We start from the raw sequence: 13,284 nt of genomic DNA, 5'->3' as shown, positions 1-13,284 counted from the left end.
TGAGCGCCCCCGCCGGGTGGCGGAGGCGCTCGTGAGCGTTCTTACTTGGCGGTGGCCGCGGCGGCCTGCTCTCGATGGCGCCGCGGGTCGTTCAGTGCCCGGTCGATGACGGTCTGACTGATGATCTGCCGCTTGCGCCGGAGCGCCGCCGCCTTGCGTGCCGTAGGTGTCATGGCGAACCCTGTTCCGCGGCGGCGATCCCCCCGCCCCCGCTACCCCGTGATGTCCTCATCTTCCCAGAGCGGAGCGGCTCAGGGGATCCGTCCGAGGAATGAATTCGAGGTCAGACCAAGTGCGGAGAAGACCCCTGGGACGAGCGGGGGTTCCCCTGGGATCATGGTGGGGAACGCACTCCCGTACCGGCCCGTTGGGGGAACCGTGATCGTTGAACCGAGGGGTGGCCATGGCGCTGCGTGAGCGGCTGCGGCGGCTCGTCCAGAAGCCCGGCAGCGTCGACCTCGCGCCGTTCCGCGCCCTGGCCGACGAGGCGGGCGAGCGGGAATCGCGCGTCCGGGAGCTGTCCGACGGCGAGCTGACCGCGGCCGCCTCCGCCCTCCGCCGGAAGGAGGACCTGGCGGAGCTGTGCGCCCTCGGCCGCGAGGCCGCCCGCCGGACGCTCGGCGAGCGGCCGTTCGACGTGCAGCTCGTCGGGACGCTCGCGCTGCTGTCCGGGCACGTCGCGGAGATGGCCACCGGCGAGGGCAAGACCCTGTCGGGCGCCCTGGCCGCCGCCGGGTACGCGCTCCGCGGCCGACAGGTCCACGTCATGTCGGTCAACGACTACCTCGCGCGCCGCGACGCCGAATGGATGGGCCCGCTGTACGCGATGCTCGGCGTGTCGGTCGGCTGGGTCGGGCAGTCGTCCACGCCGGACGAGCGCCGGGCCGCCTACCGGGCCGACGTGACGTACGCGCCGGTCAGCGAGATCGGCTTCGACCTGCTGCGGGACCGGCTCGCCACCGACGCCGGCGACCTCGTCCAGCCGGAGCCGGCCGTCGCGCTGATCGACGAGGCCGACTCGGTGCTGGTGGACGAGGCGATGGTCCCCCTCGTCCTCGCGGGCGCCGCCGACCTCGACTCCGCCGACCCCCGCTACGCCGACCTCGTCCGCCGGCTGCGACCCGGCCTGCACTACGCCGCCGACGACGAGGCGCGGAACGTGCAGCTCACCCCGGCGGGGGCGCACGAGGTGGAACGCGTCCTCGGCCTGGACCTGTACGCGTCCGAGCACCTCGACACCCTGACCGCCGTGAACGTCGCCCTGCACGCCGAGGTGCTGCTGCACCGCGACGTCGACTACCTCGTCCGCGACGGCGAGGTGAAGCTGATCAGCGAGTCGCGCGGACGGGTCGCGCTGCTGCAGCGCTGGCCGGACGGCCTCCAGGCCGCGGTGGAGGCGAAGGAGGCGCTGGCGGCGTCCCCGAGCGGCGAGATCCTCGACTCGATCACCGTCCAGGAGCTGGTCGGACGCTACCCGGTGCGCTGCGGCATGACCGGGACGGCGCTGGCCGTGGCGGGGCAGCTCACCGAGTTCTACTCGCTGCAGATCGCCGTCGTCCCGCCGAACCGGGCCTGCGTCCGCGACGACGAGCCCGACCGCCTCTACGCGACCGGCGCCGACAAGGAGGTCGCGATCGTCGAGGCGATCGGTGCGGCGCACGCCGCCGGCCGCCCGGTCCTGGTCGGGACCGGCGACGTCGCCGAGTCCGAGCGGCTCGCGCGCCGCCTCACCCGGGCCGGGCTGGACCGGGTCGTCCTCAACGCCAAGAACGACGCCGAGGAGGCCGCGATCATCGCGGAGGCCGGAGCGTACGGCGCGATCACCGTGTCCACGCAGATGGCGGGGCGCGGCACCGACATCCGGCTCGGCGGCAACCCGTCCGCGCCGCCCGGCACGGCCCCCGCCGACGTCGAGGGCTCCGACCACGACCGGGTCGCCGAGGCGGGCGGCCTCCTCGTCATCGGCACCGGCCGCTACCACAGCAGCCGCCTGGACGACCAGCTCCGCGGCCGCGCGGGACGGCAGGGCGACCCCGGCGGATCGGTGTTCTTCACCAGCCTCCAAGACGACCTCGTCACCCGCTTCGCACCCGACGAGAAAACGAAGGCGTCCGCCGGCGACGACGGCCTCATCACCGACAAGGGCGCGCACTGGATCGTCGGCCACGCCCAGCGCGTCGCCGAGGGCGTCGACCTCGAACTGCACCGCAACACCTGGCGCTACAACCAGCTGATCGGCCTCCAGCGGCGGGAGGTCCTCGCCGAACGCGACGCCGTGCTGCGCGGCGACGCCGCCGACCGGACCATGGCCGCGGACGCCCCCGGCAAGCACGCCGAACTCACCAAGATCGCGGGCGCGGACGCGGTGGCGGCGGCCGCGCGGCAGATCGTCCTGTACCAGCTGGACCGCTGCTGGTCCGAGCACCTCGCCTACCTCGCCGACCTGCGCGAAGGCATCCATCTGCGGTCGCTGGGCCGCGGGCTCGACCCGCTGATCGAGTTCAACCGCGAGGCCGTCCCGGCGGGCAAGCGCCTCCTCGCGGACGCGCGGAAGCGGTCGGTCGCGGCCTTCGAGGCCCTCACCGCGTCGGAGGACGGCATCGACATGGACGCCGCCGAACTCAAGCGCCCGTCGGCGACGTGGACCTACCTCGTCCACGACAACCCGTTCGGCTCCCTGGACGAACGCGCCCTCCGCGGCATGATCAACATGTTCAAACGCCGCCGCTGACCCACCCCGGCCGATCCGCCCGGCCCCGCTAGCCCGGCCCGTCTGCCTGACCGGCCGGTGTTGTCCGTCCGGTCTGGGTGGTTGACCTGTCGGGTGCGGCTGGGCGGTCTGGTTCAGCGGGGCAGGATGGCGTCAGCGGTGGCACGGGCGACGGCGGCCGCGTTCCGGACGCCGCCGACACTGAACGCGACGACCGCGCCCTCGTGGATGATGAGCAGCTGATCCGCCAGGTCCGCCCGGTCGGCGATCCCGGCGTCCTCGATCAGGTGCGCATAGAGATCTCTCAGCCATGCCTTCTGCTCGGCAGCCGCGCCGTGCACCGGGTGGGACGCGTCGGGCAGCTCCGCGCACGCGTTCACCATCGAGCAGCCGCGCTCGGGTTCGACGGCCTGCCATGCCGCGAGGGCGTCGAACGTGGCGAGAATGCGTTCACGGGCGTCCGGGACGTCGGCCATGCGCGCGGTCACGAAGTCGCGCCAGCGTTCGTCGCGGGTGCGCAGGTAGGCGAGGATCAGCGCGTCCTTGGAACCGAACCGGTCGTACACGGTCTTCTTCGTGACCCCGGCCTCCGCGGCGATCAGCTCCATGCCGACCGAACCGATGCCGCGCTCGTAGAACAACTCGCTGGCGACCTGGAGCACCCGCCGGCCCGCAGGCGTGAGAGGCCGACCGGCGACAACGGACATGGCGCCTCCCTCCTCGATCCCCATACCGAAAGTATACACACCGGTATAGGTACCCTGTTGCTATACCGGTATGTATACCTGATGGGGGAGACCGTGGTCGCTCGCCGGCTGGACGCCCTGCTGGGCGCCGCGTTCGTCGTCACCTGGAGCTCGGGATTCATCGGCGCGGAACTCGGCACCCGCGGCGCGCCCGCGAGCGGCCTGCTGGCCTGGCGGTTCATCATCGCCGCTGCCGTCCTCGGCGGGTGGCTGGCGTGGCGCCGACGCCGCATCCCGCGCCGCGACCTGGTGTTGCACGTCGTCATCGGGACGCTGGCGCAGGGCGGATACCTCTACGGCGTCTTCCTGGCCGCCGAGCACGGCGTCGTCGCCGGGATCAACAACCTGATCACCGCGCTGCAGCCGCTCGTCGCCGTCACGCTCGCCGTCCCGATCCTCGGCGAGCGGCTCACCCGGCGGCAGTTCGCCGGATTCGCCGCCGGGCTCGCCGGGGTCGCGCTCGTCGTCGGCGGCGACGTGCGCGGCGGCGCCCCGGCGTGGGCGTACCTGCTCCCGTTCGCGGCGATGCTCTCCCTCGTCGGCGCGACCTTCCTCGAACGGCGCGCCAGGCCCGCCGCCGCCCTACCCGAAGCGCTCGCCGTCCAGGCCCTGGTCAGCGCGGTGCTCTTCGCGGGCGTCGCCGGTGCGGACGGGGCGCTGGTCCCGCCCGCCGATCCGGTGTTCTGGACGGCCGTCGCCATCCTGGTCGTCCTGGCGATGTTCGGCGGATACGGGCTGTACTGGGTGAACGTCCGCCGGACGGGCGTCGCACGCGTCTCCGCACTGCTGTACCTCACCCCACCCACGACGATGCTGTGGGGCTGGATCATGTTCGGCAGCACACTGACACCGCTCTCCCTCCTAGGCGTCCTCGTCTGCGCCGCCGCCGTCACCACAGCCCTCCACAACCCCACGCCCCGCCCAACCGCGCCCCGTCCGTCCGAGGTCCGCCAGGCGCAAACCACCGCCCCGCCCGAATCCACCCACGCCTGATCCACGACCTGCGGCCGGATCCCGCTGGGTGGGTGGGGCTAGGCGCGGAGGCGGAGGCCGCGGGGGGTTGGGTGGAAGCCGGCGGATTCCAGTGCGGCGGCGAGTGGGGAGTCGGTGATCGCGGTGCCGTCGGCGCGTTCGACGGTGAGTTTGCCTAGCACGCCCTCCCGGACGGCCAGGGCGAGCGCGTCGACGGCGGGTTGTAGCACGTCGGGGTCGTCGTCCCAGGTGAGGAGCGTCCGGCCGCCGCGCTCGACGTAGAGGACGAGCCGTCCCTCGACCAGCGCGACGAGAGCTCCGGCCTTGCGGCCCGGCTTGTGGCCGCTCGCGACCTCGTCGTCGCGGTCCGGCCAGGGCAGCGCCGCGCCGTACGGGTTGGCGGGGTCGGCGGCTGCCAGGACGAGCGCCCGGTTGTCGGGTTTGCGGGGGCTTTCCCAGAGTGCCGAGATGTCGTCCGGGGGAGCGGCCCCCGCCGGACGGAGCGCGCGGAGCCGGTCGACGGCACCCGGAAGCGCGAACTGGGCCGCGCCCAGGCCCTCCACGAAGTATCCGCGACGGCAGCGGCCGGTTTCCTCGAACGCGCGCAGCACCGGGTAGACGGCGGAGAACCCGCCAGGAGTGCGTTCCGCCGCGACCGCGCCGCGGATGACGATGCCGTACCGCTCCAGCAGCGCCTCGGCCAGAGCATGCGAACGCAGCGTCGCGCCGGACTCGCGTTCGGGGAGCGGCCACCAGCGTCCGGCGACCGTGGGCGGACCCGTCCTGGACGGCATGACGGGACGTCCGCGACGGGTCGTCCTAGAACGGTGCGTTGGACGGCCACTGCCGAGCGCCGCGCGTAGCGGCGCCAGGGTGTCGTTGGTGAGATGACCGGCCCAGACCAAGTCCCATACGGCCGTGACGAGGTCGGCGTCATTGGCGCTGAGCTGCTGGTTCACCCGGTCGGACAGAGTCCGGAAGAACAGCGCGCCGCCGTCGCCGAGCGTGTCCAGGACGGTCTGGTGCGCGGGCGTGAGCGTGATCTCCGCGGGCTGCGGCATGAGGAGCGGCGCCGTGTCGGCCAGGTAGAGCGCCACCCAGCCGTCGCCGCCCGGCAGCCCGCCCTGGCCCGCCCACACGACTTCGCCCGCAGACGTCAGCTCGTCCAGCATCGCCGGGCTGTAGCCGGGCACCCGGGACGGCAGGATCAGCGACTCCAGCGCGGACGCGGGCACCGCCGCGCCCTGCAGCTGCTCGATCGCCTGGACGAGCGCGTCAATCCCGCGCAGCCGGGAACCGCCGGAGATCCCATGCCAGACCGGGAGGAAACGGCCGAGCGACTCCGGCGGCGACGGCTCGACCTCGGCGCGCAACCGGGCCAGGGAGCGGCGCCGCAGCGTCCGCAGCACACCGGTGTCGCACCATTCGCTGGTGAGAGGGCCCGTCACGGACTGGACGGGCAGGAACTCGCCCTCGACGACCCGCCCCGCGCCCGCCAGCCGCCGTAGCGTCTCCACGACCACGGCGGTGCCGAGCCCGAAGCGTGTGGCGGGATCGCCTGGTCGGAACGGGCCGTGCGTGCGCGCGTACCGGGAGATCAGGTCGCCGAGCGGGTCGTCGACCGGTTCGAGGAACGCCTCTGGGACGCCCACAGGCAGCGGCGCGCCGAGTGCGTCGCGGAGCCGTCCGGCGTCCTCGATGGCGGCCCATCGCTCCTCGCCGGCGATCCTCACGCGGATCGCGCGCCGTGTCGCCTCAAGCTCCGCCAGCCACCGCGACACCTGCACGAGCACAGCGTCGGCATCGGGGACGCCCGTGGGGAGGGTTCGTTCGGCGGCCTCGGCAGTGGTGAGCGGGCCGAGGGTGCGGAGGAGGTCGGCCACGCCTTCGAGGTCGCGGGCGCGGCGATCGGCGGCGAGACGCTGGAGTTCGCGTTCGATTTCGGCGACCGCGTCGGGATCGAGCAGCTCACGGAGATCGGCCTGGCCGAGCAACTCGGCGAGAAGCGCGGAATCGAGCGCGAGCGCCTGGGCGCGGCGTTCGGCGAGGGGTGAATCGCCCTCGTACATGAACGCGCCGATGTAGTGGAACAGCAGAGAACGCGCGTAGGGCGACGGCTCGGGTGTCTCCACCTCGACCATGCGGACCTTGCGTCCTGACATGTCGCGCATGAGCTGCACCAGGCCGGGGACGTCGAACACGTCCTGCAGGCACTCCCGCATCGTCTCCAGCACGATGGGGAACGACGGGTATTTGCTGGCGACGGCCAGGAGTTGCGCTGCGCGCTGGCGCTGTTGCCAGAGCGGCATCCGCTTGTCAGGACGGCGGCGGGGGAGGAGCAGTGAACGCGCCGCGCATTCGCGGAACCGCGCGGCGAACAGCGCGGAGCCGCCCAGCTCGTCGACGACGATGCGTTCTATGTCGTCGGCGTCGAAGACGGCCAGGTCGAGACCGGGGGGTTCGTCCATGTCGGGGATGCGGATGACGATGCCGTCGTCGGCGTGCATGGCCTGCGCGTCGACGCCGTACCGTTCGCGCAGACGGCCCGCCATGGCGAGCGCCCACGGCGCGTGCACGCGTGCGCCCAGCGGCGAGTGGACGACCATGCGCCAGTCACCGAGTTCGTCGCGGAACCGTTCGACGACCATCGTGCGGTCATCGGGAATGTGACCGGTGGCCTCCCGCTGCTCGTTCACGTACGAGACGAGGTTGGCGGACGCCCAGTCGTCCAGCCCGGCGGCGGAGACGCGTTCGCGGGCGTCCTCGGCGGGCAGTCCGGCCAGCTCGCGGGTGAACGATCCGAGTGCCCGGCCCAGCTCGGCGGGACGCCCGAGGGTGTCGCCGTGCCAGAACGGCAGCTTGCCCGGCTGGCCCGGCGCGGGCGAGACGAGCACACGGTCGGGCGTGATGTCCTCGATGCGCCACGAGCTGGCGCCGAGCACGAACACGTCGCCGACGCGCGACTCGTACACCATCTCCTCGTCGAGTTCCCCCACCCGGGACGCCTTTTCCCCGACGAGGAAGACGCCGAACAGGCCGCGGTCTGGGATCGTCCCGCCGCTGGTCACCGCGAGGCGCTGCGCCCCTGGACGTTCGCGCAGGACACCGGTCACACGGTCCCAGACCAGGCGTGGACGCAGTTCGCCGAACTCGTCACTGGGATAACGCCCGGCGAGCATGTCGAGGGTCGCCTCAAGTGCCGAACGGGGGAGTGTGGCGTAGGGGGCGGCGCGTTTGACCAACGAATCCAGGTCGTCGACGGTCCATTCGTCCATGGAGACCATCGCGACGATCTGCTGGGCGAGAACGTCCAGAGGGTTGCGCGGGTAGCGCAACTCCTCGATCTCGCCGCCGCGCATGCGTTCGGCCACGACCGCCGTCTGCACGAGGTCGCCCCTGTACTTGGGGAAGATGACGCCCTTGGACACGGCGCCGACCTGGTGGCCCGCGCGTCCGACCCGCTGGAGGCCGTTGGCCACCGACGGCGGCGACTCCACCTGGACGACCAGATCGACGGCGCCCATGTCGATGCCCAGTTCCAGGCTGGACGTCGCCACGACCGCAGGAAGGCGCCCCTCCTTCAGAGCGTTCTCGATACCGGCCCGCTCCTCCTTGGAGACGGAACCGTGGTGCGCGCGGGCGATTTCCTGTGGCGCGCCTCTGGACGACCCCGCCTCCGCCATCATTTCCGCCGGAGAATGGTTCTCGGGCAGAGGGGCCCCTGTGGCTCGCTCGTAGGCGAGTTCGTTCAGCCGTCCGCAGAGCCTTTCCGCCAGCCGCCGCGAATTCGCGAAAACCAGCGTCGAACGGTGTGCCTCGATGAGGTCGAGCAGGCGGTCCTCGACATGCGGCCAGATGCTGCGCTGGCGCGGGTCGGCCGCGCCGGAGTCGTCGACGAACTGGCTGACCTCGCCCATGTCCTCGACGGGGACGACGATGTCGAGGTCGAAGACCTTGTCGGAGGGAGGCTGGACGACCGTCGCGGGCCTCGCCCCACCGAGGAACGCCGCTACCTCGTCGGTAGGACGGACGGTCGCGGACAGGCCGATCCGCTGCGCGGGACGTTCGAGAAGCGCGTCGAGACGTTCGAGGGACAGCGCCAGGTGCGCGCCGCGCTTGGTGCCCGCCACGGCGTGCACCTCGTCCACGATGACGGTCTCGACGCCGCGCAGCGACTCGCGCGCCCGCGAGGTGAGGATCAGGAACAGCGACTCCGGCGTCGTGATCAGGATGTCGGGCGGCTTGACGGCCAGGCGGCGGCGCTCGTCGGCCGGGGTGTCGCCGGACCGCATCCCGACGCGGATGCCGGGTTCGGGCAGCCCGAGCCTGCGCGCCGCGTGGCGGATGCCCGTCAGCGGGGCCCGCAGGTTGCGCTCCACGTCGACGGCGAGCGCCTTCAGCGGCGACACGTACAGGACGCGGCAGCGGCGCAGCGGATCCTCGTCGGCGGGCGCCGTGGCGAGCCGGTCGAGGGACCACAGGAACGCCGCCAGGGTCTTGCCGGACCCGGTCGGCGCCACGACCAGCGTGCTGTCGCCGCTCGAAATCGACTCCCACGCGCCGGCCTGGGCGGGGGTGGGCGCGGCGAAGGCCCCGGCGAACCAGGCCCGGGTCGCCGGAGAGAATCGTTCGAGCACGTCACCGCCCATGCGGCCCATACTGCCTCGCGGGTCCGACAGAACGACACGGAGTGGCGTGCGTCACGTTGTAAGCAAGCGCTTGTCCGGGCAAGGTCTACGGGTAGGACACTAGCCCCGCAGGGAGTCTCGATGCCCTACGTCCTCCTCGCCCTCGGCCTCCTGATCGCGCTTCTGGCCGTGAACGCCCACCTCCCCAGGCGCAGCGCCGTCCTGGTCGCGCCGAGCTTCTTCTACGGCTGGCTGACCATCGAACTGGCCCCGCAAGTGCTCGTCACCTGGGCCGCCGCGACCGCGCTCACGGTGGGCCTAGGCGGACTGGACGGCTGGGCCGGCTGGACGGGCCTCGTCCTGACGATCCTCGGCATGGCGGGCATCGCCGCCACACTCGTCGCATCCCGCCGTACGGTCGTCACCCTTCGCGAGTGCGGAGCGCCGCTCGACCTGGATCCGGAAGGCGCACCCCGCTACCCGCTTCCCCACTTGGTCGTCCCGCCGCTCTGCCTGATCCCGCGCAGGGGCGTGCACGTCGAACGCAACGTCGTCTACCGGCAGGAGGGACGGCTGCGCCTGAGGCTGGACGTCTACGCAACCGAACGCTCCGGCGGCGAACTGCGCCCGGGGCTCATGCAGATCCACGGCGGCGCATGGATCATCGGCGACAAACGCGAGCAGGGACTGCCGCTGCTCAACCACATGGCCGTCCAGGGATGGGTCGGCTTCAACGTCAACTACCGGCTCAGCCCGCGCGCCACCTGGCCGGAACACCTCATCGACCTGAAACACTTCGTCGCCTGGTACAAGGAGCACGCCGAGGAGTACGGCGCCGACCCTGATTTCCTTTGCGTGACAGGTGGCTCGGCAGGCGGACACCTCACCGCCATGGTCGCGTTGAGCGCGAACGAGCCCGAATTCCAGCCCGGCTTTGAAGACGCCGACACCACCGTGCAGGGCGCAGTGCCCTTCTACGGGGTGTACAACCTCGTCGACGCCGGTCCCTGGGGTCGCCCCATGGGCGCGACGCCACTCCTGGAGCGAATTGTGGTCAAACTGCCGTTCGCAGAGAACCATGACGTGTACGCCAAGGCGTCCCCGGTCACGTACCTGCGCGAGGACGCGCCGCCCTTCTTCGTCATCCACGGAAGCCGTGACTCGCTCATCCCTGTGGTCGAGGCACGCCGATTCGTCGAACGGCTACGGGACGTCTCCGAGGCACCCGTCATCTACGCCGAGATGAAGGGCGCGCAGCACGCGTTCGACGTCTTCCCCTCCTACCGGACGGCCCGCGTCATCGAAGCAGTCGAGCGCTACCTGACAGGGCTTCACCGCCAGTACCGCCAGGGTGCTCAGCCTGCGGTCCCCGGCGAGGTCAGGCAGTCCTTGCAGGACGGTTCAGTCGGATAGCGTGGACAGGTGCGGCTCACAGTGTTCTGGGATCGGATGCGGCAGCAGTTCGGCGAGGCCTACGCCGAAAGCGTCGCCAAGGACTACGTGATGGCCGAACTGGACGGCCGCACCATCGAACAGGCCCTCGCCGACGGCGAACCCGCCAAGAGGGTCTGGCACGCCGTCGTCGCGACGTTCAACGTCCCCTCGAGACTGCAGTAGCCGCGCCCCCGGGGGTGGTCAGTCGGGGACGGGCAGGTGCGCGTAGAGGTCCATCGCGTCCACGGACGACGGCAGATCGCTGACCTGGCCGTCGCCGACCTCCACGACACGCCACGCGCCGTCCGTCCGACGAGCGAGATCTGTCGTGATGAACCGGCAGCCCAGGGCGCGCACGGCCGGAGCGACCGCGTCCAACACAGGATCGGGTTCCATGCCGGGGCTGTCTGGGTGCGGCCCCACCAGGGCGGGCTCGCCGTCCACCCACCACACGCGCGCCTCACCCTCGCCGTCGTACTCCTCGAACTCGCGTACGACGAGACCGCCCGCCAAATGGTCGTCCCGCAACGCCACCATCTTGGACGCGACGTTATGAAGCTGGGCGAGATTCTTCACATCGGGGACGAAGCACGCTTCCTCCCACTCGTGCTTGCACGACTTCACGTAGTCCTTGACGACGCCGGGCCCGCCCCTCAACGGCTTGACGAGCTCACCCAGTTCGCTGAGATCGCCAGGGTCCTGACCGACGCCGAGGGGCCGCCACACACTCTGCGGCGTCAGCCCTGCGAACGTGTCGTGCCACCCAGGCAGTTCATGCGCCCGCCGGTAGTCGTCCGGATGCGTGAGCAGCATCGTCCCCCGCTGCTTCAGCAACGCGGACACCGCGGCGTACTCGTCGCCTGTGAGCATCCAGCCGCGATACCAGACGGGACCCAGATCGGACGGCACCGCGCGCACCGCGTCGTCCACGTCGCCGCGCCGCAGAGCGTCATGGTCGATCAGGGCGATCTCGCCGTAGTGGTCGCGGACGGCCGCCGCCTCGCGGGAGAAATGGGGGTCAACGCGCCGAGGGTGGAGCGGATCGACGCAGAAGAGAACGGTCAGCGTCATGATGGGAACCCTCCGTGGACGGCGCCAGCGTACGGGGTCAGAACCGTGGAGCGCACGGAGATTCCGCCCGAATCGGCGTATCGGACGACGGTCGAACTGATGTTCGGTATGGTAGTGCGGGGATACGGCGTCATCCACAATTCCACCGGAGTCTCGAAAGTGTCGGAGGCCCGCCGTAACGTCGCCGTCGACATCGCAAGCAGCGGCCGAGAGCCGACAGTCACGACGAGAAGGACATCTCACATGGCAGCGAACGACCGGGAGAAGGCTCTCGAGACCGCACTCGCCCAGATCGAGCGGCAGTTCGGCAAGGGCTCCGTCATGCGGATGGGCGAGGAGGCCCGGGCGCCCGTCGAAGTGATCCCCACCGGCGCGATCGCCCTCGACATCGCGCTCGGGATCGGAGGTCTGCCCCGCGGTCGCGTCGTCGAGGTGTACGGCCCCGAAGGCTCCGGCAAGACCTCCATCGCGCTGCACTCCGTCGCCAGCGTCCAGAAGCTGGGCGGCATCGCCGCGTTCGTCGACGCCGAGCACGCGCTCGACCCCGAGTACGCCACCAAGCTCGGCGTCGACATCGACGCCCTGCTCGTCTCCCAGCCCGACACCGGCGAGCAGGCCCTGGAGATCACCGACATGCTGATCCGCTCCGGCGCGATCGACATCGTCGTCATCGACTCCGTCGCCGCGCTCGTCCCCCGCGCCGAGATCGAGGGCGAGATGGGCGACAGCCACGTCGGCCTCCAGGCCCGCCTCATGTCGCAGGCCCTGCGCAAGCTCACCGGCGCGATCAACCAGACCAAGACCACCGTCATCTTCATCAACCAGCTCCGCGAGAAGGTCGGCGTCATGTTCGGCTCGCCGGAGACCACCACCGGCGGGCGGGCGCTGAAGTTCTACGCCTCCGTCCGGCTGGACGTCCGCCGCATCGAGACCCTCAAGGACGGCACCGAGGCCGTCGGCAACCGCGTCCGCGTCAAGGTCGTCAAGAACAAGATGGCCCCGCCGTTCCGCCTCGCCGACTTCGACCTGCTCTACGGCCAGGGCATCAGCCGCGAGGGCGGCCTGATCGACCTCGGCGTGGAGCACGGCTTCGTCCGCAAGTCCGGCGCCTGGTACACCTACGACGGCGACCAGCTCGGCCAGGGCAAGGAGAACGCCCGCAACTTCCTCAAGACCAACCCCGACCTGGCCGACGGCATCGAGAAGAAGATCAAGGAGAAGCTCGGCATCGGCCCGAAGGTCGACAAGGAGGCCACGCCCGCCGCCGCCGCGCCCGCCCCGGACGCCGCCGACCCCGCCCCTCCGGTGACCGCCGCCGCCAAGCCCGCCGGACGGAAGACCCCGAAGACCAAAGCAGGTGATTCCTGACCAGGAATCCCTCGATAAGGGTGACTCTTGACGAAGAGTGAGCGATGATCTCGTATGCAGGGCGGCGGCGCCTTACCCTGCACCGCACGACCGGTGCACGGACCTTCCCCGATGGCGCCGCCGCTCCCACGGGCCCGGGCGTCGAGCCCGCCCGGCTCGGCGTCCCGGGCGCCCATCCGGCCGGGCACCCCGCCCGTACCCCGCACGACACCTCCCATGCGGGCACTCACACGCCGACCCCGGCCGGTGACTCACGTCCACCGACCCCGGTCCGGCCACCCACGCCCGCCGACGCGCGCCGGCCCGCCAGCCTGCCCTCCCCGACCGTCACGGCGCGTGGTCGCTGCGGTGCGTC

9 protein-coding genes are annotated in these 13,284 nt (G+C 71.4%); 5 read left to right on the top strand and 4 right to left on the bottom strand.

What is annotated here, in order from left to right:
• Positions 1-41: 41 nt before the first annotated feature.
• Positions 42-173, bottom strand: coding sequence for a hypothetical protein (locus tag ACH35V_RS10650; RefSeq protein WP_395971671.1), 132 nt, complete (start codon positions 171-173; stop codon positions 42-44).
• A 230-nt stretch (positions 174-403) separates the two neighbouring features.
• Here ACH35V_RS10650 and secA2 point away from each other — a divergent pair, with 230 nt between their 5' ends.
• A complete protein-coding gene (secA2, locus tag ACH35V_RS10645; protein WP_395971670.1) occupies positions 404-2,731 on the top strand; it encodes an accessory Sec system translocase SecA2 in 2,328 nt (775 codons plus the stop codon).
• Positions 2,732-2,844: 113 nt separating this feature from the next.
• Here the strand turns inward: secA2 and ACH35V_RS10640 are convergent, their stop codons facing one another.
• Complete coding sequence (locus ACH35V_RS10640) at positions 2,845-3,441, bottom strand: TetR/AcrR family transcriptional regulator (protein WP_395971669.1); 597 nt, start codon at positions 3,439-3,441, stop codon at positions 2,845-2,847.
• Positions 3,442-3,498: 57 nt separating this feature from the next.
• Here ACH35V_RS10640 and ACH35V_RS10635 point away from each other — a divergent pair, with 57 nt between their 5' ends.
• Complete coding sequence (locus ACH35V_RS10635; protein WP_395971668.1) at positions 3,499-4,449, top strand: DMT family transporter; 951 nt, start codon at positions 3,499-3,501, stop codon at positions 4,447-4,449.
• A gap of 38 nt (positions 4,450-4,487) precedes the next feature.
• Here ACH35V_RS10635 and ACH35V_RS10630 read toward each other — a convergent pair whose 3' ends face one another.
• Complete coding sequence (locus ACH35V_RS10630; RefSeq protein WP_395971667.1) at positions 4,488-9,077, bottom strand: ATP-dependent helicase; 4,590 nt, start codon at positions 9,075-9,077, stop codon at positions 4,488-4,490.
• 120 nt (positions 9,078-9,197) lie between these two features.
• Between ACH35V_RS10630 and ACH35V_RS10625 the strand changes: the two genes are divergently transcribed.
• Positions 9,198-10,469, top strand: coding sequence for an alpha/beta hydrolase fold domain-containing protein (locus ACH35V_RS10625; RefSeq protein ID WP_395971666.1), 1,272 nt, complete (start codon positions 9,198-9,200; stop codon positions 10,467-10,469).
• A 9-nt stretch (positions 10,470-10,478) separates the two neighbouring features.
• Positions 10,479-10,673, top strand: a complete 195-nt coding sequence (locus ACH35V_RS10620) for a DUF3046 domain-containing protein (RefSeq protein WP_395971665.1) — start codon at positions 10,479-10,481, stop codon at positions 10,671-10,673.
• 18 nt (positions 10,674-10,691) lie between these two features.
• Here the strand turns inward: ACH35V_RS10620 and ACH35V_RS10615 are convergent, their stop codons facing one another.
• Complete coding sequence (locus tag ACH35V_RS10615) at positions 10,692-11,561, bottom strand: ATP-grasp domain-containing protein (RefSeq protein WP_395971664.1); 870 nt, start codon at positions 11,559-11,561, stop codon at positions 10,692-10,694.
• A 243-nt stretch (positions 11,562-11,804) separates the two neighbouring features.
• On the opposite strand from ACH35V_RS10615, the gene recA reads away from it, so the two are divergent.
• Positions 11,805-12,929: a recombinase RecA gene (gene recA, locus ACH35V_RS10610; RefSeq protein ID WP_395971663.1), complete on the top strand. Its 1,125-nt coding sequence runs from the start codon at positions 11,805-11,807 to the stop codon at positions 12,927-12,929.
• Positions 12,930-13,284 lie beyond the last annotated feature (355 nt).

The organism is Actinomadura sp. 1N219, assembly GCF_044326405.1.
Taxonomy (GTDB): Bacteria; Actinomycetota; Actinomycetes; order Streptosporangiales; family Streptosporangiaceae; genus Spirillospora.
The sequence above is the reverse complement of the archived record's forward strand: the minus strand, read 5'-3'. Positions and strand labels throughout refer to the sequence as shown.